The 21,306-nt window shown below is 65.2% G+C and carries 23 protein-coding genes; 8 read left to right on the plus strand and 15 right to left on the minus strand.

Annotation, left to right across the window (positions count from 1 at the left end; genetic code table 11):
- Positions 1–71: 71 nt before the first annotated feature.
- Positions 72–674 carry a DUF6456 domain-containing protein gene (locus tag EB815_RS16060; protein ID WP_065005276.1) on the plus strand — a complete coding sequence of 201 codons (603 nt, stop codon included), beginning with the start codon at positions 72–74 and terminating at the stop codon, positions 672–674.
- A gap of 55 nt (positions 675–729) precedes the next feature.
- On the opposite strand, the gene EB815_RS16065 is transcribed toward EB815_RS16060, so the two are convergent.
- Positions 730–1,041 (minus strand): hypothetical protein, encoded by a 312-nt coding sequence (locus EB815_RS16065; RefSeq protein ID WP_056571082.1) that lies wholly within the window; start codon positions 1,039–1,041, stop codon positions 730–732.
- A 102-nt stretch (positions 1,042–1,143) separates the two neighbouring features.
- Positions 1,144–1,905: an alpha/beta fold hydrolase gene (locus tag EB815_RS16070; protein ID WP_065005277.1), complete on the minus strand. Its 762-nt coding sequence runs from the start codon at positions 1,903–1,905 to the stop codon at positions 1,144–1,146.
- Positions 1,906–2,002: 97 nt separating this feature from the next.
- Between EB815_RS16070 and EB815_RS16075 the strand changes: the two genes are divergently transcribed.
- On the plus strand, positions 2,003–2,902 hold the full coding sequence (locus EB815_RS16075; RefSeq protein ID WP_065005278.1) for a LysR family transcriptional regulator: 900 nt from the start codon (positions 2,003–2,005) through the stop codon (positions 2,900–2,902).
- A 29-nt stretch (positions 2,903–2,931) separates the two neighbouring features.
- On the opposite strand, the gene EB815_RS16080 is transcribed toward EB815_RS16075, so the two are convergent.
- Entirely contained in the window at positions 2,932–3,825 is an 894-nt protein-coding gene (locus EB815_RS16080) for a LysR family transcriptional regulator (protein ID WP_065005279.1), read from the minus strand.
- A 131-nt stretch (positions 3,826–3,956) separates the two neighbouring features.
- Here EB815_RS16080 and EB815_RS16085 point away from each other — a divergent pair, with 131 nt between their 5' ends.
- Complete coding sequence (locus tag EB815_RS16085; RefSeq protein ID WP_065005280.1) at positions 3,957–4,706, plus strand: SDR family NAD(P)-dependent oxidoreductase; 750 nt, start codon at positions 3,957–3,959, stop codon at positions 4,704–4,706.
- A 49-nt stretch (positions 4,707–4,755) separates the two neighbouring features.
- Here the strand turns inward: EB815_RS16085 and EB815_RS16090 are convergent, their stop codons facing one another.
- Positions 4,756–6,732: an acyltransferase family protein gene (locus EB815_RS16090; RefSeq protein WP_056571090.1), complete on the minus strand. Its 1,977-nt coding sequence runs from the start codon at positions 6,730–6,732 to the stop codon at positions 4,756–4,758.
- Between the two features lie 238 nt (positions 6,733–6,970).
- Between EB815_RS16090 and EB815_RS33420 the strand changes: the two genes are divergently transcribed.
- On the plus strand, positions 6,971–7,066 hold the full coding sequence (locus EB815_RS33420) for a putative RiPP precursor (RefSeq protein WP_244494069.1): 96 nt from the start codon (positions 6,971–6,973) through the stop codon (positions 7,064–7,066).
- Positions 7,067–7,191: 125 nt separating this feature from the next.
- On the opposite strand, the gene EB815_RS16095 is transcribed toward EB815_RS33420, so the two are convergent.
- From EB815_RS16095 to EB815_RS16110, 4 genes are all read right to left on the minus strand, one after another.
- Positions 7,192–7,494 (minus strand): hypothetical protein, encoded by a 303-nt coding sequence (locus EB815_RS16095; RefSeq protein ID WP_065005281.1) that lies wholly within the window; start codon positions 7,492–7,494, stop codon positions 7,192–7,194.
- 383 nt (positions 7,495–7,877) lie between these two features.
- A complete protein-coding gene (locus tag EB815_RS16100) occupies positions 7,878–8,555 on the minus strand; it encodes a GntR family transcriptional regulator (protein WP_056571095.1) in 678 nt (225 codons plus the stop codon).
- A gap of 169 nt (positions 8,556–8,724) precedes the next feature.
- Complete coding sequence (locus EB815_RS16105; protein ID WP_065005369.1) at positions 8,725–9,468, minus strand: helix-turn-helix domain-containing protein; 744 nt, start codon at positions 9,466–9,468, stop codon at positions 8,725–8,727.
- Positions 9,469–9,661: 193 nt separating this feature from the next.
- The gene (locus EB815_RS16110; protein ID WP_155772437.1) at positions 9,662–9,853 is read right to left on the minus strand and encodes a hypothetical protein; all 192 of its coding nucleotides are present in this window, start codon (positions 9,851–9,853) and stop codon (positions 9,662–9,664) included.
- A 169-nt stretch (positions 9,854–10,022) separates the two neighbouring features.
- Between EB815_RS16110 and EB815_RS16115 the strand changes: the two genes are divergently transcribed.
- Positions 10,023–10,217 carry a hypothetical protein gene (locus EB815_RS16115; protein WP_056571097.1) on the plus strand — a complete coding sequence of 65 codons (195 nt, stop codon included), beginning with the start codon at positions 10,023–10,025 and terminating at the stop codon, positions 10,215–10,217.
- A gap of 32 nt (positions 10,218–10,249) precedes the next feature.
- On the opposite strand, the gene EB815_RS16120 is transcribed toward EB815_RS16115, so the two are convergent.
- The gene (locus EB815_RS16120) at positions 10,250–10,462 is read right to left on the minus strand and encodes a hypothetical protein (RefSeq protein ID WP_155772438.1); all 213 of its coding nucleotides are present in this window, start codon (positions 10,460–10,462) and stop codon (positions 10,250–10,252) included.
- Positions 10,463–10,605: 143 nt separating this feature from the next.
- Here EB815_RS16120 and EB815_RS16125 point away from each other — a divergent pair, with 143 nt between their 5' ends.
- A complete protein-coding gene (locus tag EB815_RS16125) occupies positions 10,606–10,971 on the plus strand; it encodes a low affinity iron permease family protein (protein WP_056571098.1) in 366 nt (121 codons plus the stop codon).
- A gap of 97 nt (positions 10,972–11,068) precedes the next feature.
- Here EB815_RS16125 and EB815_RS16130 read toward each other — a convergent pair whose 3' ends face one another.
- From EB815_RS16130 to EB815_RS16145, 4 genes are all read right to left on the minus strand, one after another.
- Positions 11,069–11,413, minus strand: coding sequence for a low affinity iron permease family protein (locus EB815_RS16130; protein WP_056572079.1), 345 nt, complete (start codon positions 11,411–11,413; stop codon positions 11,069–11,071).
- A gap of 145 nt (positions 11,414–11,558) precedes the next feature.
- Complete coding sequence (locus EB815_RS16135; RefSeq protein ID WP_056571100.1) at positions 11,559–13,667, minus strand: catalase; 2,109 nt, start codon at positions 13,665–13,667, stop codon at positions 11,559–11,561.
- 151 nt (positions 13,668–13,818) lie between these two features.
- Positions 13,819–14,034 carry a CsbD family protein gene (locus tag EB815_RS16140; RefSeq protein ID WP_056571102.1) on the minus strand — a complete coding sequence of 72 codons (216 nt, stop codon included), beginning with the start codon at positions 14,032–14,034 and terminating at the stop codon, positions 13,819–13,821.
- 374 nt (positions 14,035–14,408) lie between these two features.
- On the minus strand, positions 14,409–15,440 hold the full coding sequence (locus EB815_RS16145; protein ID WP_056571104.1) for a hydroxyacid dehydrogenase: 1,032 nt from the start codon (positions 15,438–15,440) through the stop codon (positions 14,409–14,411).
- 183 nt (positions 15,441–15,623) lie between these two features.
- On the opposite strand from EB815_RS16145, the gene EB815_RS16150 reads away from it, so the two are divergent.
- Positions 15,624–15,794, plus strand: coding sequence for a LacI family DNA-binding transcriptional regulator (locus EB815_RS16150; protein WP_244494070.1), 171 nt, complete (start codon positions 15,624–15,626; stop codon positions 15,792–15,794).
- Between the two features lie 273 nt (positions 15,795–16,067).
- On the opposite strand, the gene EB815_RS16155 is transcribed toward EB815_RS16150, so the two are convergent.
- Positions 16,068–17,276, minus strand: a complete 1,209-nt coding sequence (locus EB815_RS16155) for an FAD-dependent oxidoreductase (RefSeq protein ID WP_056571106.1) — start codon at positions 17,274–17,276, stop codon at positions 16,068–16,070.
- An 89-nt stretch (positions 17,277–17,365) separates the two neighbouring features.
- Positions 17,366–18,889: a glucosamine inositolphosphorylceramide transferase family protein gene (locus tag EB815_RS16160; RefSeq protein WP_056571108.1), complete on the minus strand. Its 1,524-nt coding sequence runs from the start codon at positions 18,887–18,889 to the stop codon at positions 17,366–17,368.
- Positions 18,890–19,173: 284 nt separating this feature from the next.
- On the opposite strand from EB815_RS16160, the gene EB815_RS16165 reads away from it, so the two are divergent.
- Positions 19,174–21,306 (plus strand): GumC family protein, encoded by a 2,133-nt coding sequence (locus EB815_RS16165; protein WP_056571110.1) that lies wholly within the window; start codon positions 19,174–19,176, stop codon positions 21,304–21,306.

Consider the following 21,306-nt stretch of genomic DNA (forward strand, 5'->3'; position numbering starts at 1 on the left):
CATCTCGGACAGGTCGTCGGGACAGCGCCCTCTCAACCAAAAACCACACCCCAAAACCAAGGAGCCACCCCATGCCCAGGAAAACCAAAGCCGCCAAGCCGCAGGCGCCGAAACTGCCGAAGGGCGAGGCCGAGCAGGTGCGCATCCGCCGCGAGATCGGCCATGATTTCGCGCTGAGCGACGATGCCTTCGACCGCAAGCGGCTGGCGGCCGGCACGGCCGAAGCCCGGCGCGTCTATGAGGTGTCGAATGACGGCCATACCTCGACCGGCGGCATCGTGCGGGTCCGCACGGTCGATCCGCTCATCGGCATCACCTCGCTGTCGCGCCAGCAGCGCGAGGCCGGCCAGCGCTACCGCGAGGATTTCCAGTGCAGCCAGCAGGCCGGGGTGAAACCGATGCGCTGGAGCGAACGGGTCGACGGCGGCCGCAAGGGCGGCGGCATCGCCGACAGCGTGCTCGACGCCGGCCGGGCGCATGCCGCCGCCACCCGCGCGCTCGGCCACTGGGAGGTGGCCGTCGTGGTGCAAAAAGTCTGCTGCGCGGGGGAGTCGATCAAGAGCCTGGCGGAACAGACCGGCGAGGGCCGCGACGTGATGACGAAGCTCTTGAAGATCGGGCTCGATCTGCTGGCGGTGCATTACGGGATGATGATGGAGCGGCGGGCGGGGTGAGACCCGCGAAAATCCGGCCGGCGATGCCGGCCGGATCCGCTTCACCAGGATCAGGTCATCCGCAGACGCGGACTTCCTCGACTATCCGGTGGTGGTGGCGCCAATGACTGACCAGTTCGAGGTGGCAGCGGTGGTGCCGGTGGAAATAACGCGGCCTGTACCTGTAACCGTCGTCATAAGGGTCGTAGGGGCCGTAGACATAGCGGCCGCCATAGTCCCCATTGTAATAGTCATTGCCGTAATCGTTGCCGTAATAATTGTCGTAGCCGCCGATGCCGATAAAGACGTGGCTGCGGGCCTCGGCGGGGGCGATCATCGCCGCAGCCGAGGCAATGGCGATAACCGAGGCAAACAGGAGCTTCTTCATGGCTACCTCCTTTTCAAGGCTGATCTAATATAACCCGCAAGGCGGGACCTCGTTCCATGGATTCGCAAGGCAACCCATGCGGCGCCGGGCGCAAGACCCGCTTCACTTTACCGAAGCGGCCGCATCCTCGATTACCGAGGTGACTTCCGAGGGATGCGACATCGGGAGCAAGTGGCCGCCGTGGATCTCGACGACCTTGGCGCCCGAGCGTTTGGACATCCGCCGCTGCAGCTCCGGCGCGATGGTGCGGTCTTCCGTGGCAATGGCTGCCCAGCTTGGCACATTGTGCCATGCCGCGGCTTCGGCCTTGTAGCCGAAAATCGCCGTGTTCGCGGGCGCCTGGAACATGGCGGTATAGCGTGCCTCGGCCTCGGGCAGGCCGTTCGCCACATCGGCGATCCAGGCGTCGGGCTTTACAAGGTAGAAGCCGTCCTTGAACACGGTAAGCGCGTCCGCCGGCAGCTTGCCGGGGATGGAGGCGTTGAGGAAGCCCAGGCTTTCGCCGATCTCGGGCTGGAACGCCGCCACGTAGACGAGGGCACGGACCTGGGGCTCGGTGCCGGCCTGGCTGATCACCATGCCGCCATAGGAGTGACCGACCAGCACGACGGGACCATCCTGCGCGTCGATCGCGCGGCGGGTGGCGGCGATATCGTCCTGAATGGAGGTCATCGGCAGCTGCACCACGGTGACGCGGTACTTGTCGGCTGTCAGGCGGTCGTAGACGCCGCGCCAGGCACCGCCATCCATGTTCATTCCGTGCACGAGCACGATATTGCCGGCTTTCGCCGCGGCGGGCGCGGGCAGTGTCGCGGCGGCGGCAACAATCATGAGCGAGGCGAGAAGGGTGCTGATCCTGTCCATCTTGGAGCTCCGGTTGGTGGGAGCCAGAGACCTAAGGCGAATTGCATTTCGCCAGTAGGGTGATTTATATGAATGGGTCTATCACTCAGGCTGATAAATGGATCGTCGCGATATCGCCGACCTGCTCGTATTCCAGGCCATTGTGGAGGCGGGCAGCTTCACACGGGCCGCTTCCGTCATGGGGCGTGCGCAGTCCGGCCTTAGCCAGACCATCAGTGCGCTGGAGGCGCGGCTGGGCGTACCCCTGCTTGCGCGATCCACCCGCAGCGTGCGGCCAACCGAGGCGGGCCGCCGCCTGCTCGATCGGATCACGCCTTCGCTGCGCCAGATCGAAAGCGGGCTGCTGGAGCTGCAGGACAGCCGCGACCAGCCGTCAGGCACGTTGCGGCTGACCGTGATGGAATATCCGGCGCGCGCCATCCTGGTGCCGGCGCTGAGCGAATTCCTGGCCAGCCATCCGGGCGTGCGGGTCGACATCCATGTCAGCGATCGGTTCGTCGACATCGTCCAGGGAGGGTTCGACGCCGGCATTCGCTTCGGAGCGCATCTGGAGAAGGACATGGTGGCCGTTCCGTTGGGGCCGGATGTCAGCGCGGCCATTGTCGCCGCGCCGGCTTACTTTCGCAGGAAAGGCCGGCCTGTCCGGCTCGAGGATCTTGCCGCGCATGGCTGCATCAACTTTCGCACGGCAAGCCATGGCGACGTTTACCGCTGGATGTTCAGGGACGGTGCGCGCACGGTCGACGTGCCGGTCGAGGGCGCCGTCATCGTCAACGATGCGCCCGTGATGATCGAAGCCGCCTTGGCTGGCCTGGGGCTGGCCTACATCTTCGAACCACACGTTGCCGGGCATCTCGCCTCGGGACGTTTGGAAACGTGCCTGGAAACGTTCTGCCCCGTCTGGTCGGGCTACCATCTCTACTACCCGAGCAGGCACCAGAAATCGGCCGCGCTTGCGGCCCTCGTCGAGCATTTGCGCTACAGGCGGCATGCGTAGGGTGCACCGGGACTGGGGGCCGCGTTGCCCTAGCGACCGAGCCTCCCCATCCGCAGCGCCAGAAACTCCACGAACAGCCTTGCCCTCACCGGCAACTGCCGTCCGAAGGCATGCACGATATGCACCGGCATGGTCGGCATCGGCACCTCGGGCAAGACGCGAACCAGGCGGCCGGCGTCGAGGTCGTCCTGCACGGCGAAACGCATGAGATGGGCGATGCCGGTGCCGGCAAGGGCGGCGTGGCGGATGGCGCCGCCGTCATCGGTGTCGAGGCGGCCGTCGGGCACGATCTCCGTGCCGTCGGCGAAGGTGATCGGCAGCGGCCGGCCGGCCGAGACGTAGCGGATGAAATCATGGTCCCGCAAATCCGCGATCGAGGCTGGAAAGCCCCGACGCTGGAGATAGGCGGGCGCGGCCACCAGCACGATCGGCAGGCTGGCGATGCGGCGTGCGGTCAGCCCGGTATCGGCCAGCGCGCCCATGCGCACCGCCACATCATAGTTTTCGCGGATCAGGTCGGCGTGGCGGTCAGTGACGCTGAGCTCCAGCTTCACGTCGGGCTGTTCGGCCAGGAACCCCTCGGCCCATGAGGCGATCAGGCCGCGGCCGAGCTCGACAGGAGCGGTGACGCGCAACAGGCCGCGCGCCGTGCCGGTGCCCTGCACGATATCCTGCGCATCGTCGAGCGCGCGCAGCAGCGGCGCGACGCGCTCATAATAGGCGATGCCTTCGCTGGTCAGCCCCAACCGGCGCGTCGAACGCCGGATGAGCTTCGCGCCGAGCCGGCGTTCCAGCTTTGCGACGCTCTTCGACACGGCCGACGGGCTGGAGCCGATCAGCCGGCTGGCGGCCTGGAAGGAGCCGGCATCCACCGTGCGCACGAAGGCGACGAGGCCGGCGGTCTTTTCGAGGATGGTGGTCATGGCGGCAACATCGCATGTCGGGACGGGATCGATTACGGAATTCCAGGCAGGAAAGATCGGCCTGATGCCCAGCTAATACGCATTTCCGGCAAGCTTAAATAGCGCTCGTCATCGTCACAAGGAGAGAATGGATGAGCAGTCTGAGCGGCAAGGTCGCCATCGTCACCGGCGCCTCGAAGGGTATCGGCGCGGCCATCGCCAAGGGCCTGGCGGCGGCGGGCGCGGCCGTGGTGGTCAACTATGCCTCGTCGCGGGAAGGCGCCGGCCGCGTCGTCGCGGCAATCGAGGCAGGCGGCGGCCGTGCCGTCGCCGTGCAGGGCGACGTCGCGCGGGCGGCCGACATAAGCGGCCTGTTCGAAGCGGCGAAAACCTCCTTCGGCGGCGCCGACATCCTGGTCAACAATGCCGGCGTGTTCCGCTTCGAGCCGCTGGAGGCGGTCAGCGAGGCCGAGTTCCACCGGCAATTCGACACCAATGTGCTGGGCGTCGTGCTGGCCATCCAGGAGGCGGCCAGGCATTTCGGGCCGCAAGGCGGCAGCATCGTCAACATCAGCTCGGTCGCCAGCTTCAATCCGCAGCCCAATTCACTGGTCTATGCCGCCACGAAGGCTGCGGTGGATTCGATCACGCTGTCGATGGCGCGCGAACTGGGCCGCCGCAACATCCGCGTCAATTCGATCGCGCCGGGCGGCGTCGACACCGAGGGGCTGCGGCATGCCGGCATCGTCGGCAGCGAGCCCGAAAAGGCGCTGGTGGCGGTCACCCCGCTCGGCCGCTTCGGCCAGCCGGACGATATCGCCAAGGTGGCGGTATTCCTGGCATCCGACGAGGCTGCGTGGGTGAGCGGAGAGCGGATCACGGCGTCTGGCGGGTGGCGGTAGAGGCGTGGTCCTCCTTTCTCCCGCAGGTGAAAAAGGAAGCTGAGCCCCCCTAAAACAGCGCCTTCTCCAGCGGCCCTTCCAGCGTCTCGGCAAACGCGGTCGCCAGGTGATGCCGGTCGCGGAAGGCTAGTTTGCCGCCGATGTAGACGTGGCACTCGGTCGGGCCGCAGAAGCGGTCGGTGAGGTCGACATAGAGCGTGTCGGGCACGCTTTTCACCACGGCGCGCTCTTGCGCCGCGGTGCCGTCATTGGCGGCCTGGGCCCTCGGCGTGTCGCAGCGCGAGGGAGCCTCGCGCCACCACAGCGCGCGGGCCACGCAGGAATCGGCGAAACTGTCGCCGATCGGCGTGTCGCGGATGACCGCCGTCTCGACGCCGGCCTGGCTGAAGGCCTGCAAGGTGGAGCGCAGGCCGGCCTGCCAGCGCGCGGTTTCCTGCTTGCGGCCGGCGGCGGTCATGTCGCGCGTCAGATTGCCGATCGAGAATTCCGAGATCACCACCAGGCGCGGCTTGCGGCGGATGATTTCCGCTATCGCCTGTTCGCGCCAGGCGTCGCATTCGGTGTAGTCGCGCTTCAGCACCGTGTTGAAAGTGGAGAGCCGCGAGGCGCGGCAGGAGGATTTGAGATAGGTGACCACCTTGGTGTCGTTGCGGCTCGCCGCCTCGACCAGCGGCGTCGACCAGTGATCGGCATGCGAGTCGCCGAACAGCACGATGGTGTGGGCGGCGTCCGCCGGGCCGAACGTGCAGGGTTTGGGCTTCACCGTGTGGAAATCGAGCAGGCAGTTCTTGTCGGTGGCGCGCGCGATGGAGGGCTGTTCGGCGGCCTGTTCGATGCCGCGCTGGGCCCAGTCGATGTTGCGCGTGGCCAGATGCGCGTTGGCATAGGCCACGGCCACGCCCACGCCGGTCAGCGCCAGCGCGGGGGCGAGCGCTCGAGCGCCGGCCATCAGCCCGCCACCGAGGCGCGCCGGGTTCTCGATCAGGTGGTAGGTGAGGAATGCCAGCACCAGCGCCAGCGCGGCGCAGCCGAGGCGCTGCGGGGTGGTGAGGTCCGGCGCCAGCATCCCGGCATAGACGATGACAGGCCAATGCCAGAGATAGAGCGAATAGGAGAGCGTGCCGATCCATTGCAAGGGCGGCAGCGAAAGGACGGAAGCGGGCGCCAGCGCCTGCCAGCCGGCCGGGCTGGCTGCCGCCGCGTCGCGTTCTTCGCCGGCGCCGCTCAAGAGCACCAGCACCGTGCCGGCCACCGGGAGAGCCGCGTACCAGCCGGGGAAGGGCAGGTCTTCGCTCAAGGTGAGATAGGCCGCCGCGATCAGCGCCAGGCCGAGCCAGCCCTGCGCCGCGCGCAGCCATGGCCGGCACTGCCACAAGGCCGCCGGCGCCAGTGTCGCCAGGCCGCCGGCGGCGAACTCCCAGGCGCGCAGCGGCGAGAAGTAGAAGGCCCAGGCCGGCGAAAGGCTGGTGAGCCACAGGCAGGCGGCGAAGGAGGCGAGGCCGGCGACGCCGATCACCACCACCGCCATGCGCTTGCCCCGGTGCAGCCAGGCGGCGAAGAGCAGCAGCGCCGGCCAGACGAGATAGAACTGCTCCTCCACCGACAGCGACCAGAAATGGATGAAGGGGTTGCTCAAGGCATCGGCGGCGAAATAGTCGAACGACCAGCGCAGCAGCCACAGATTGATGGCGTAGGCCGAGGCATACATGGCGCCGCGCGAATAGAGCGCCTGCTCCTGCGGCGCGAGGATGAAATAGCCCGCGCCAAGCGTCGCCAGGATGACGAACAGGGCCGCCGGCAGCAGTCGCCGGGCGCGCCGGGCGTAGAAGCGCCAGAGGTCGATCCGGCCGGTCGTGGTGATCTCGCCCATCAGATGCGTCGTGATCAGCCAGCCGGAAATGACGAAGAAGATGTCGACGCCGGCAAAGCCGCCGGGCAGGGCCGTGAGGCCGAAATGATAGGCAACGACGCCGCCGACGGCCAGCGCGCGCAACCCCTGTATGTCTGGACGGAATGATGCCGCCACGAGGCCTCCTTCTTGCCCCCAAGCCCAACAACCCTGCCCAGCGCCCGCCACTCTCGGCCGGGCAGGCCGTTATCGCAATGCAGCAAGTTTTTCGCAGTGCAACATGGCCAGAAAAAGGAGACGGGAGACTCAAGGCGTGCGAAGGCCGCGCGGTCGATCACGGAACCGTGTCTGGCCATTGCTTGACGCGATGCGGCGGCGATGCGATCCCGGCTCGTCACTTGGGCAAGGGGATATCATGATGAAGAAGACCTACGAAAAGCCGGTGCTCGTGAAGCGCGAGCAACTTTCCCGCGTTACCGCGATCGCCGCGCCATCGGGAACGCCCGTCTAAGCCCGGGTGGGCTTCGCCGCTCGCAGGCGGCGAGGCGCACCGTTGTCGGGTACCTCGACTCTTCGGCAGCCCGCCATCACAAAACAGCCCCGCAACGGGGCTGTTTTTCAATGGAGGGCAAGCTATCAGCTGCCGCCGTTCAATTTCACGCTGCTGCAGAATTCCGGATGGGAATTGGCGGGAGTGGCGTTCTTGGCCTCGTCCGCGCAAGCCGTCTTTATCGACGCCTGGTCGCCCGGCGTCAGCGCCTTCCAGGCCTTGACGAAATCGTCATTGCCGCGCAGCGTCTTCATGCTGGAATCCGTGTAGAAGGGCTGCATCTTGGCCGGGTCGTCGAGAGCGGATGTACCAGTGCTGCCGCCCGCGAAAGCAGAGCCGGCGGCCATTGAAAGCGCCATGGCGCCAAGACAGATGATCTTGATATTCATGATAGGATCCTTCCCTGTTGCTTCGTGACCGTCTAAGCAACGATCAATGTCTTAACGGAAGAATTTTGGTAAAGTTCCGGTTTATGGCGCGAGGCGCGCTTGATTTTGCAAACGTATTCTAAAAATCTTGAAATTTTTCCTGATTTTTGCCATAAGACTGCATAAAAATACTCTTGCCGCATGACGACAGTGCACTGCCGACGCGAAACGCGGGTGCGCTAGAGGGCCGGCCGCAGCAGCATCAGGCCAATTTCAGAATTTCCCGGCCCCGTGATTGTTCCCTGGCGGACGCTGAAAAAAGGCCCCACCGGCAGGGCTGTTGTTCGGGCCGGTCTGTCGCGCTTTTCCAGGGAAGGCTGTTTCACACTTTTCCCGGAATTGCCCTAGCCGGCGTCGCTGCCCGCCGGTGCCGCTTCGATCTCCTGGAGATAGAACGCCTTGCTCGGCTGCAGATGGTCGACGCAGAGCTGCGCCAGCACCCAATTGTCCCTGCGCTTCAGCGCCTCGATCATCATCAAGTGGTGTTGCCGGGAGATGTCGAGTTTTTCCCGGTCGGCCAGCGAGTTGGCCCGCACCGGCAGGCTGAGGCGCATGTAATGTTCGATCGACGAGACGAGATAGGCGTTGCCGCAGGCCGAGAACATGGTGAGGTGGAAACGGTCATTGGTCTCGTGGATGCCCCTGAGGTGGCCTGCGTCGACATGGCCGCTGTAGATGCGGTGGATCTCGGTCAGTTCGGCAATCAGCGCGTCGCTGGCCGGCAGGGGGATCATCAGTGCCGCCTGGCGCTGCAGCATTTCGCGCACTTCATAGATCTGCCGCACCTCCTCGGGTGAGAGCCGGCGCACCATGGCGCCCTTGTTACGCTCGCGCGTGACGATGCCCAGCCTCTCCAACTGGTAGAGCGCCTGGCGGATCGAGTGGCGCGAAACCGGGAAGCGCGCCAGGAGCACATCCTCGACCAGGCGCGTGCCGGGCGCCAGCCGGCCGAAGATGATGTCCTCCTCCAGCGCGTGCACGGTGTCGGCTTCCTTGCCGCCATAGTCGAAACTGCTGAGCATCGCGAACCCTTGTTGCTCCGGGCCAATTGACCCGGGACAGCACTCTAGAGCATTTCACCGTTTCGCGGAAACGGCGAACCGCTCTAACTCTTTGTTTTGACGCATTTCCCAAGGGCAAGCTCTACGCGCTTGTCCCGGCAAAACCGCTCACACTTTTCCTGGAATTGCTCTAGCCCTCGCGCGCAAGGCTTGCCACGAGCTGGTCGAGGCGCGGGTCGTCGAGGCTGACGACGCCGGACATGCGCAGCGCCTGCCGAAGGCTGATCCCGCGGACCTCCTGGCGCATGATGACCTTTACGCAGAGCGGTCCAGCTCCGGTCAGGACGAAGGCGTTGCCGACCAGAACCGGCTCCGAGTAAGGCGCCCATTGCACGGCCACGATCGACGGTTCGCGTGTCTGGCGGCGGTTGATGCCGGCGAAATAAATCCAGTTCAGCCGCGACACCGCCACGCCATAGTGCCAGCCCGGCACCCGCGCTCCACCCTGGCGATGGCCTTCGGCCCATCGGGTCACGCGCCTGAAGGTCACGCGCTCGGCCTCGCGCCGCACGAAGGTGACCGACTGCATCACAAGGTCGGGGCGGTCCGGAACCGCGAAATAGGTGAAATAGGTGCCGCCGGCGAGGGCGGGGGACGGGCCGCGCACCATGTTCTCGTAAAGCATCCGGTGGATTGGTGACAGGCCCGCGTCCGCTGGCTCGGGCGCTTCCGGCGCGCGGTACAATTCATCCTCGTCGATCCGGAAATAGTCACAGATCAGCTTGGCCGTCGCCCGGTTGGGCACGCTCTTGCCCTGTAAATAGCGGTCGAACTGGGTGCGGTTCATGTTCAGCCCGCGGCATACGGCGGCCACCGACGCATGGCTGCTCGACAGCCGTCGGAGATTCTCGGCAAGATTCCTGCGGATTGGCACGACACGCCTCTCGACAGCCGTTCGGACCACTATTCAAGCAATTGCTTATATTTTATCAATCTCTCACACCATGGCGCTGACGCGAATGGGACCTTTGGCCAATAGGCCCTTGCACTGTTCGACGGCTGCGCTGGTCCGGCAACCGTCCAGGGGCATGGGCTCGCGCCGTGCCCTCGGGGATCGCGCGCGGCACCTATGTCTTTGATGCCGCCGCCCGTTCGAGGACGGCAATGCGCCTGTCGGTCTCCGCCTGCGCGACCTGCATCAGCGTATCGATCTCGATGATGGCTTCGATATGGTGCGCATCGATGACCGCCTTTCGCGCGAGGATCAAAAATCCCCTGACGATCCGCAAGGTCTCGACAACGCTGGGTTGGTTTGACACGGGCAGCCCTCCTCACGCTACAACCACCGAGTGGTTGCAACGTTCCCCATGATGAATTGACTCGCCATTGCCGCATGGGGGCGTACAGTCCCCCGGTCGTCCGCCTTTCACGGCATCCGGACGCTTGGAAGCCAAATCAGGTGCTACCGCCACCAATGCGGAGGCTAAAATGGCTGACAACCATTCAAGCAAGAATATATCCGCCCTGGACTGCGAGATTCTTCGCGGCGCCTTCAGGAAATCGGTCGTGGAAAATCGCATTGCCGAACAGCAATGGCGAATGCACGCCGAGGAGCTGGTGCGCGAATTGACCGGCATTGACGAGATCGACCCGGACGTTCTGGACTGGATTGTGGCCAAGTAGGCTTGCCGTCCGCCGAAGAGACCCGCGCGGCGTCAGTCGGCGTCGATGATTTTTTGTGAAGATTTGCGGGCGGCGTTCCTGGGCTTCGAGCCGGCGGATTGGGCCGGAGTTGGTCCGTCGGAAGAGAGCCGCTGTGTCCGCGGCCGAGCAGTCTTGGCCTCACGCGCCCGACGTTTTCCGGCAATGATGGATTGAGATTCGCGGGTGGCGCGTTCAATCCGCTTTGTCCGGCGGCGGTCGGCCAAGGGAATTCTCCTTCGATGCAGCCAGGTGCGCGTCTTGGGAAGAATGTCCCGGAAGGATGGGACGAAAACGAACTCATTGCCCGGAACCGGGGGTCGACGGGGAAGTTGTGGCGAAGTTCCTCCAACCTTTCGAAAGCTCCCGCATGGAAAAAACGTTCAACCGCATGGCCGGCGCGGTCGCCCGGGCCGCCGGCAGACCTTCGGCCTTCGCCCTCTGCCTGGCATCGGTGTTGATCTGGGCGGCGACCGGTCCGGTCTTCCACTATTCCGAGACCTGGCAGCTCATCATCAACACCGGAACCACGATCATCACGTTCCTGATGGTCTTTCTCATCCAGAACACCCAGAACCGGGATGGCGCGGCCATCCAGGCCAAGCTGGACGAACTCATACGGTCCGGTATGGGCAAGAATGACTTTATCGGGATCGAGCATCTCACGGAGCGGGAGGTGGAGGAATTTCGCTCCGCCTGCGAGCGGGCCAAGACGGCAAAGGCGGAAAGGGGCTAGAGCATTTCACCGTTTCACGGAAACGGCGAACTGCTCTAACTCATTGTTTTAACGCAACTCGGACGGAAAACCGTTTCACACTTTTCCTGGAATTGCTCTAGCCTCCTTGAACCTCGCGTGAGGACGCGGCCGAGGCCCTGTTCTCTATGTCTTTCAGCTCTGCGTCGATGGCCGCGGGCGAAGCATGTTCAAGCCCCACCACCTCGTTGCGGGCGGCGTCCAGGGCGACGATTATCTCGTTGAGTTTCGCCTGCATGGCCGAGGTGTCTCGGTAGTTCTGGATCAGGACCACGCCTGTCAGGCACATCGCTGAAATCGATATGATGTAGGTTCCGAGCGTGGCGCTGGTGAGCAGCGCGCAGACAAGGGCGGCGGCCAGCATCACGTAGAAGCCCGGCGGCTTGGAGAAGAACTCGGCGAGGGCATAGAGAGGTTTGTCCACCCAAATCTCCGCCTGAGGATGCAAGGAGCCCGCCATCCCCGTGGAGGCGGCGGGCTCCTTCCCGATCGGCAACCCGCCGATCGGACCAGCTAATGTAATGTCCGAGAAGGAAGCCGGTTCCAGCTGATGTCACCAAAGACCGGCTTCAGCCCAGCTTCACCTTGGGTTCGCGCGCCCACAAGCGCAGGTCGCCGAGACTGGCGACGAAGCCCGCGACGTCCTTGGCCGATGCAAGCGGGATCACCGCCTCGTCCTCGGCTACGCCCGCCTTCTCCAGCAGAGGTGCCGCCGCTTCGACGAAGCCGATGAACTTGCAGTGCGCGAAGGCGTCGGCGACAAAGTCGCGGGCGGTCGATTCCTTCAACAGGTCGGCCATTGCGGGTTTTGCCGGAAGGAGCGCGATGGCGTCGTAAAGAACCGACGGTGCGCCCGCGATCATCTGCTGCGCGTCGATCCAGCCGCCGTCGCTCGCCTTGGCGCCGCCGACCTTCGGCGCGATGATCTCGAACTTGGCGCCGGCCTTGGTCAGCGCCTGCTTCAAGGCATTCAGCAAACCGGCATCCGTTCCCTCGGTCACCAGGATGCCGAGCTTGCGGCCTTCGAAACGGCCGGGGCCGTTCTTGAGGATGCTGAGCGCGTCCGAGGCGGGAAGATCCCCGCGCGTCGGCACCGCCGCGTCGGCGGGCTTCGGCATGGCTTTCAAGCCGAGCGCATCCGCCACCTTGCCGGCCAGGCCGTCATCGATGTTGAGAAGGTGGGAAACGACGCGCTCGCGGATGACAGGCGTCTGCACCTTGCTCAGTTCGAAGGTCAGTGCGGCGGCGATATGGCCTTGCTCCACGGGGTCCTGGCTGATGTAGAACTGGCGCGCCTGGCTGTAATGGTCGGCGAAGGTTTCCGACCGCAGCCGTGCCTTCGGTCCGGCTTCGACCTCGGCAAAGGAACGGAAACCCTTTTGCGGGGATTCGCGCGGGCCTTCATCCCATGAGTTGGGCTGGTAGTTGGCGCGCCCGACCGGGTTGCGCATCGCCATGTGGCCGTCCTGCTGGAAATTGTGGAAGGGGCATTTCGGCGCGTTGATCGGGATGTGGGTGAAATTGGTGCTGCCCAGCCGTTTGATCTGCGTGTCGAGATAGGAGAAATTCCGGCCCTGCAACAATGGATCGTTGGAGAAATCGACGCCGGGCGGCACGTTCTGCGTCATGAAAGCGACCTGCTCGGTCTCGGCGAAGAAATTGTCGGGCATGCGATCGAGCACCAGGCGGCCGACCGCGATCGGCGGCAGCACCTCCTCGGGAATGAGTTTCGTCGGATCGAGGATGTCGAAGTCGAAACTGTCGGCGAACGCCTGGTCGAAGAGCTGCAGCTGCAGTTCCCATTCCGGGAAATTGCCGGCATGGATGGCGTCCCACAGGTCGCGGCGATGGAAGTCGGGGTCGGCGCCGTTGATCTTGACCGCCTCGTTCCAGGCGACCGACTGGAGGCCGAGCTTCGGCTTCCAGAGGAATTTCACGAAGGTCGATTCATCCTTGGCGTTGAGCAGCCTGAAGGTGTGGACGCCGAAGCCTTCCATGAAGCGCAGCGAGCGCGGGATGGCGCGGTCGGACATCACCCACATGATCATGTGCATGCTTTCAGGCGTGAGCGAGATGAAGTCCCAGAAATTGTCGTGCGCCGTCTGCGCCTGCGGGAAATCGCTGTTGGGTTCGGCCTTCGCGGCGTGGATCAGGTCGGGAAACTTGATCGCGTCCTGGATGAAGAACACCGGTATGTTGTTGCCGACAATGTCCCAGTTGCCTTCCCGCGTGTAGAGCTTGACGGCGAAGCCGCGCACGTCGCGGGCAAGGTCGGCCGAACCCTTGTTGCCGGCGACCGTGGAGAAGCGCACGAAAGCCGGTGTCTTCTCGCCGGCGCGCTGGAAGATGTCGGCGCGGGTGTATTTGGCCAGGGATTCATAGGTTTCGAAATAACCGTGGGCGCCATAGCCGCGCGCATGGACGACGCGCTCGGGAATGCGCTCGTGATCGAAATGGAATATCTTTTCGCGGAAATGGAAGTCTTCCAGCACCGTCGGGCCACGGGCGCCGATCTTGAGCGAGTTCTGGTCGTCCGAAACCGGCCCGCCTTGCGCGGTGGTCAGCACCGGCGTCGAGCCGGATGCGGTCTGGTGCAGTTCGCCGCCTTCGCCGCGCTGCGGTTTCTGATCGTGAATGGTCGCGGCCGTTCCGGCCGGCCTGGATGTTTGCTTGGCCATGACTGAAGTCCTCGAGGGGTCAATGCGCGGGCTGCGCTGGTTCCTCAATCTCTGGCAGGGCAATGTGTTCCCCGCCGATTTCAAATGCCGACGTGAAGAAGGCCGCCGGTTGGCGCGGCGGCCTCCAAACGTCCCAAGAGCAAAGAAGCTCTCAGAGATTCTTGTTGATCGCGGCGGCGGTCTTGTTGGTCGCGTCCTTGACGGCGGACTTGGCGTCGCCGACAGCCTTCTGGACCTTGCCCTTGGCTTCCTGTGCCGCGCCTTCGGCGCGCAGGCGATCATTGCCGACGGCCTTGCCGACACCTTCCTTGGCCTTGCCTACAGCCTGATTGGCGAGACCCGCGGCCTTGTCACTGGTGCTTCCCATGGAATGTTCCTTTTTGCAAATTGTCTGCCTGATCGGCGAGGACCAACGTCGCTTTGTCGGGAAGGTTCCGCATGCCGCGGAGAGCGCGGCAAACGGAAAGGCCCGCCACCGACGCGACAGGTGACGGGCCTTCTGGAGTAGACCGGGCGTCCCACCGCCCGGCCATTTGCAAAACCTGTCAGCGGGGCGATCGTTCCATGGTGACGAAAAGCCCGTCTTCCGCGACGCATGCGGGCGACCTTGATCGCCAGATAAAAGAAACCCCGCCGGCAGGAGCCTGGCGGGGCTTGATTGGAGGAGTAACGGATCGAATGGGAGACGATCCACCTCTGAAACGTAAACGCCGCGCAAAGGTTCCGCTCTCCGCTCTCCCGTCAGTTCCTGTCCACCGGCTTCGAGCGCATCCTCGACACCGTCTCGCGCTCGGCCCGCTTGGAGCGCAGCGGCGGCAGGCCGCGGTCGATCAGGTCCATGTCCTCCAGCACCATGTCGCCCATGCGCTTGAAGGCGATGTCGAGCGCGCCGGCGCGGTGGGCCGAGCGCAGGAAGCCGGGCAGGGTGCGCACGGGATGGTCCGGCGCCAGCGGTTCTTCCGGAAAGACATCGCTGGCGGCGACGATATGGCCGCTTTTCACCGCCGCCATCAGGGCCGGGAAGTCGACCACCCCGGCGCGGCTGAGCAGGATGAAGGCGGCGCCCTTGCGCATTTTGGCAAAGGCATCGGCACCGAGAAAGCCCTGGTTCTCGGAGGTCACCGAGGCGACGACGAAGACGAAGTCACTGCGCGACAGCACCTCGTCGAGCGAGGCCGGCTCGACGCCATTGTCGATCAGGATCGATGGCGGCAGCCAGGGGTCGAAGACCCGGGTGCGGGTACGAAAGCCCGACAGCAGGCGGTTCAGCGCGCGGCCGAGATCGCCGAAGCCGACGATGCCGACATCGGCGCCCGACAAAAGCCGCGCCGTCAAATTGCCGTCGCCGCCCCACAACTCCTTGCCTTGCCGGAAGGCGAGGTCGGCATCGACGATGCCGCGGGCAAGGTTCAGCGCCATGGCAAGGCCAAGCTCGGCCACCGGATCGGCGAAGACGAGGCCGGTGGTGACGACATGGATGCCGCGCGCGAACAGCGTCTCGTAAGGCATGTTGTCGAGGAGGTTGCTCTCGACGTTGAAGACGCAGCGCAGCGCCTGCATGGCGTCCAGCGTTCCGGGCGCGATCGGCGGCTGGCCGACGATGTAGCGGGCCCGCGCCAGCACATCGGCCGGCAGCCCGGCGACGCCATCGGCCGTGGTTTCGACGACGCGGTATTTCGCCCTGAAGCGCGCCAGCTGCGGCGGCGTGAAGATCAGCTCGAGCGTGCGTGGTTCCGGCGCGCTGATCACCAGCGGCAAATCCTTGTTCGACATGATGATTCCTCCCGGCGCGGCCCGCGCACTCAAGGCAATAATCACCTCGCGTGAACCGATTTACAACTCGGAAAAATCGACTATTCATGCCCTCGGCGGACAAGAAAATGCGCCCGGCCGCGCCTCGGGAGGAGGAGCCATGGCACACAGGCAGGACAGCCGCGGCGTCCGTCGATCCACGACGTGGCGAGCCGCGCCGGCGTGTCGGCCGCCACCGTCTCCAAGGTCGTGGCCGGCGTCACCACGGTAAAGCCCGAGAACGCGCAACGCGTCCTTGATGCCGTCGAGCAATTGGGCTTCCGCCTGGATCCGCTGGCCTCCGAGGGAGATCGTTCAGGCAGTGCGAGGTTGTGAAAGCCTGTCCTGGCATAATTGACACAGCGTGCCGAAGCATTTCTTATGGCGCGGTATCCAACGCGGAGGGCACTATCCGGTGAAGAAATACGAGAAGCCAAGCTGGCAGAAGCGTGAGCGGCTCTCGGCCGTCACGGCCCAGACGAGCCCATCATCAGGTTTGCTCCCGCCGCCCTGAGCGGGCCGGAACGACGCTTTCGCCCGATGGGGCGAGGTGCAAGGCGCGGTCGCTCGATCGCGCCTTTTGCTTTTTGGCGGGACAGGGGAGGTCCCTCACGCCATGCCGGGCGCCCGCCTTGGTCCCAGATGGCGCACCTTGCGGCCGATGATCATCAGCCGGCGCGCCGTGTTGTTGCGCAGGCGCCGCGCGCGCCATTCCAGCCCTGTTTCGGTGGTGATCCGCTTGGCGTAGATGCTCACCCGCATACCTTCCTCATCCGAAGCCACCTTGACCGGGTCGTCATAAAAAGCGCCGATCTTGTCAGCCGCCATGCCTGGCGTTTCCAGCCAGCGCGGAATGTGAACCGAATGGAGCTGATCGACATCGATCATGACCCGCCCGATGCCGACGCCCGGCGTCGGGCATGTCGTCACGAAGGCATCGCCAATGAAGACGACCCCATCGCGGCGATGGCCTTGCGTCGTGGTCAGATTGACCTGTCTGACCTCGACGGGGCTCGCCACTTCGAAATTGCCGCACTGCGCTGATATTTCGGGCATCAGCTCGCAGAGCATCTTTTGCGGATCGGCGCGGAAATCCCGCGTCCACTGGTCGGCGACGGTGCGATAGACGAACATGTTGGCCCGCATCCTGTCGCCGATGGGAAAAACGGTGAGATAGGCGACGCGGTCGGAGGCCCGCTTGCCATAGCAGGTGACGGCGCGATAGGCGCAGTCACGCGGCGCGACCGCGAGATCGAATCCCATCGAGAGCGAATGCGCCTTCGACAATTCGATGCGCTCGACGCCGATGGCGCGCCGCACCAATTCGCTGTAGCCGGTGGCCACCACCAGCAGGCGGGCATTGATGACGGTACCGTCGGCCAGCACCAGCCGCTGCCGGTCCGGCCCGGTCGAGACCTCGGTTACCTTGCCGACCGTCAGTGGCACCTGTGGCGGCAAGGCGTCGCGCAGGCCGTTGATCAGCGCGCCGTAGGAAAATGCGTATTCCCACTTCTTTTCACGGGCGAAGAACTGGCCGAGGCGGAAGACATCGACGTCGGTAAACGGGGTGACGAGAGGCATGACCATCTTGTCGAGACCGAGCTTCTCGAACAGCCGCATTTGGTTCGCGCCGATCTTCTCGGCCCGGAACTCGTCGTGATGGACGCGGTGCGGATCGATCAGCGCCACCTTGCGGCCGGCGTTTCCCAACAGCGTTGCCAGGGTGGTGCCGGCCATTCCGGCCCCAATGATCGCTACGTCGACTTCGGCCGGGGGAGCCTCGGCGAGGGGTATGTCGACGCCCTCTATGCTAGTCATCTTTCGTCTCCACAATCCCTGGTGGAAATATCTTCCGGGCCCATAGCAACCTCAAGCAACCAGCACGGGTGGCTGGTGGTAACCAGTGTTTAGGTTAATGGTGGGCGCCTCTCCTGTTTCCAGCGCGGCGCGATCGCCGAGCCATCGATGAATTCCAGGCCGCCCGCCTCGTTGAGCGTGTGCAGCTTGCGCCCATTCCATAGCGCGCCTGGGGTTAAGATGGTCTCGACAACCTGCTCCATGCCGTTCACATCAAGGTGAGCGACGCGTGCGATGCCGAGGGCCGCGCCGTAGCTCCTGCGGCAATCCTGCACCGGGCGCAGCAGGTCGTTGCCGCGCTTGACCATGCGGCCGGCCGGGCGCGCCGAGGCGATGTCGACCAGTACGGGATTCCTGGGGTGCGGCGCCCACGGCCCGCGAAAGTCCGGCGCCGACCACAGATGGAGCGCATCGGAGAAGGCGCCGCCGCCGTCGCGGACGGTGGCGAACAGCCACCAGCGGCCGCCATGCTCGACCAGCGTGGCGTCGCTGGCGACGATATCGGACAGGAGCGTCGCTTCCTTGACCCAGCCGCCGGGGAAGGCGGTGGCGCGGTAGAGGTCGACCGTGCGGTTGGCGCAGCTTTCCGGCACCATCCAGACCTCGCCGTCGCGCTCGAAGACGAAGGGGTAGGAGAGGTGGTAGGGCAGGTCGAGCACCGGCTCGGGACGTCCGATCGGCCCCGATGGGCCAAACGGCACGGCGGAGATGATGGCCTTGCCGAGGCGGTGGATATAATCCTCGACGAACAGGGTTACCTGTCCCTGATGGAGGATCGGAAACGGATCGGCGTAGAAGCGGCTGCCGTCGTCGGGCAGCACCTGCCAGCCCGTTGCCGGATGGGCGCGCAGGTCGAACAGGTCGCGGCCGTCGGTCTGGCGCCAGCCGACCTTCCAGTGCGGGGCATTGTAGCAGAGGTGATAGATCTTCTGGACAATGCGCCGCGCCAGCGCCTTGCCCGCCCTGATGCCAAGCCTGGTGGTGGAGGGTATCCGTGGTGAGGCCCCGGCCTGCGCCGGCTCAGGCAGGACGGGCACGGTGCGCGCCGTGCCATTCATTGCCGAGGGGGGCATCGCCGCGACGATCAGGCTTGCCGTGCGCGCCAGCATGTCCTGGAACGAGGCAAGCGCGATGCCGCCATATTCGGTGCCCAGGCGTCCTTCGGCGACGGCGGCGCCGTTCTCCTCGATGCGGGCGATGGGCGTGCGGCCGTCGAGGATCAGCGCCAGCAGGGCCGCTTCGCCGGCGGCGCCGTCATAGGTCACGCGCCAGACCCGCGTTCCTTCCAGGTGGACGTCGCCGCAGAGGTCGATCACCAGGTCGGGGGAGGCGGGCGGCTGCGTCCGATAGGGCGCCAAAGCCGAAAGCGGCAGGCGCTTGGCCAGCCCGTCCGCCGGCAGGCCATGGATGGCCGTCTCAAGCTGAAACAGCGCCGTGGCGCTGCCTGGAATGCCGCCCCCGGCCGGCCTGGCGTCGACGGAAACCTCGACAGGGGCCAGCTCGGCCAGACGCCGCAGGAGCAGCAGGTGAAAAGCACGGACGCGCTCGCCGTCCAGGCGCAGGCTCACCCGCATGTCGCACCCCTGGCATTGCGACGTTGCGCATCTGGCCGGTGTTCGAAAATTGGACACGCGAGAGGCCCGGACGGATGGGTTGAAGTGAAGTGTTGCCCCATTTGCGTCCGTCTCCTGCTCGCCCGCGCCCGCGTCACCACGCTCGTGCCTCTATTAGGCAAACTCCGTGCCAAAAATCAGAAGAGCTCCCAACATAATTAACAGTGTTTTAACAGTTGGAGGAATAGCTAGGCTGAGGCCGCAATTAATCCTTGCAGGCACATGGAGTGTTGTCGGAGCGACCTTTGCAATCATCCCTGCTCTCGTTGCCGCAACAACACGCTCCAGAGGTGACGCAATACGCCCCGGAGCCGGCGCCGACGGCGTCCTATGCATCCTCGACAGTCGAGCTGGGTGACCTGAAGCGCATATTGGTGCGCCGCCGTTTCCTGATCCTCGCCACCGCCGCGCTGCTGACCCTTGTGACGCTGCTCTACGGCCTGTTCACGCCGGCGCTCTACAGTTCGGTGGCCGAGATCATCATCGATCCGCAAGACCTGCAGGTGGTCACCAACGACGTCAATCCAAGCCGCGTTCCGCCCGATGGCGGCATCACCATGGTGGAAAGCCAGGTCAGCGTCGTCCAGTCGACGGGCGTGCTGCTCAGGGCCATCGAGGCAACCAACCTGACCGAGGATCCGGAATTCAACGGGCAGGGCGGGTTGGTGGGCCGTTTGCTTGGCGGCTTGCTGGGTTCGGGGTCGGCCGAAACCGACAGGACCGGAAAGACGCTCGATGCGCTGCGCGGGCGGCTGGCGGTGAAGCGGGCCGACAAGGTGCTGGTCCTTGATGTGATCGTCACCGCCAAGAGCCCCGACAAGGCCGCGAAGCTCGCCAATGCCATCGCGCAGGCCTACCTCGCCGACCAGGCGAGCGCGCGCGCGAAGATGGCCACCGACGCTTCCGATTCCATCACCGCGCGGCTGGACGAACAGCGCAAGCGCGTCCAGCAGGCCGAGAACGCGGTGGAGGCCTACAAATCCGCCCACAACATGGTGATGGCGGCGGGCAACCTGGTCAGCGACCAGGAGCTGACCGAGATCAACACGCAGCTTTCCGCCGCGCAGAGCCGTACCGCGACGCTGAAGGCGCAGGTCGACCAGCTGCGCCGGTCCGGCGGCGCGCCGGACGCGACCTCGGAAGCGATGCGTTCGTCGGTGATATCGAGCCTGCGGGCGCAGGAGGCGACGCTTGTCGACCAGGTCTCGCAGCTTGGCACCGAACTCGGGCCGCGCCACCCCTCGATGATCGCCGCGCAGCAGCAGCTGCGCGACACGCGCGCCCTCATCGCGCGCGAACTCGGCCGCATCAGTGCGGCCGCCGAGACCGACTACGAGCGGGCGCTGGCCAACCAGCAGGCGCTGGAAGCCAAGGTCGCCGGCATGAAGAGCAAGTCGCTCGACACCGACCAGGCCTCGGTCAAGCTGCGCGAATTGCAGCGCGACCTCGAGGCGGTGCGCTCGGTCTACGCCACCTATCTGCAGCGGGCGCAGGAAACGCGCGAGCAGATCAATGTCGACAGCACCAATGCGCGCATCATCTCGCAGGCCATGCCTGCCTTGAAGAAGAGCTGGCCGCCGCTGCCGCTGCTGCTTTTCGGTGCCCTCTTCGGCGGGCTGGGGCTGGGCACCGCGCTGGCGCTGATCGCGGAATATTCCTCGCCGACGGTGCTTTCCAGCGCGCAGATGCAGTCGGCTATCGACGCGCCGGTGTTTGGCGTTCTGCCGGCGAAATCGGCGCGCCGCCGCTGGTGGCCTTTCGGCGGCGCCGCCGCCTCGGCCGGGCAGAAGACGGATGCGGTCGCGGGCCTGGCGCTGCGGCGCCTGTTCGCCTCCAGCCGGCGTCCGCCGAACTGGCCGCTGGTGCCGTCCATCCTGCTGACATCGCCGCCCGAGGACGCCGCGCAGCGGGGCAGGGTGGCGCGCCTGCTCGCCAATGCGGCGGCGGCCAGGGGTAGCCGTGTCCTGTTCATCGACACCAACAATGCCGGCGGCGGCAAGAAGGAGCCGCAACCCGGTCTCCTCGACGTTCTGCGCGGCGAATATGCCTTCGATGCGTTGAGCCAGTACACGGCCGGCAGCAATGTCGCGGTGCTGGGCAGGGGTCGGCAAAAGGCCGTCTTTTCCGAGGCGCAGGGCGTCTACTTCACGCAGCAGATGCTGGCGCAGGCGGGCCGCAATTTCGACCTCGTCGTCGTCGACGGCGGCGCGCTGGCCGACAATCTCAACGCCTCGCCTCTGGTCGCCATGGTCGACGAGATCGTGATGGTCGCGACGCTCAACTCGACGCCGATGCGCGATGTCACGACGGCCTCGCAGGCCATTTCCGTCATGGGGCGGCTGCCGACCGGCGCCTTGCTGGTCGACGAGGCGGCCTGA

This window comes from Mesorhizobium loti, from assembly GCF_013170705.1.
Classification (GTDB): domain Bacteria; phylum Pseudomonadota; class Alphaproteobacteria; order Rhizobiales; family Rhizobiaceae; genus Mesorhizobium; species Mesorhizobium loti_D.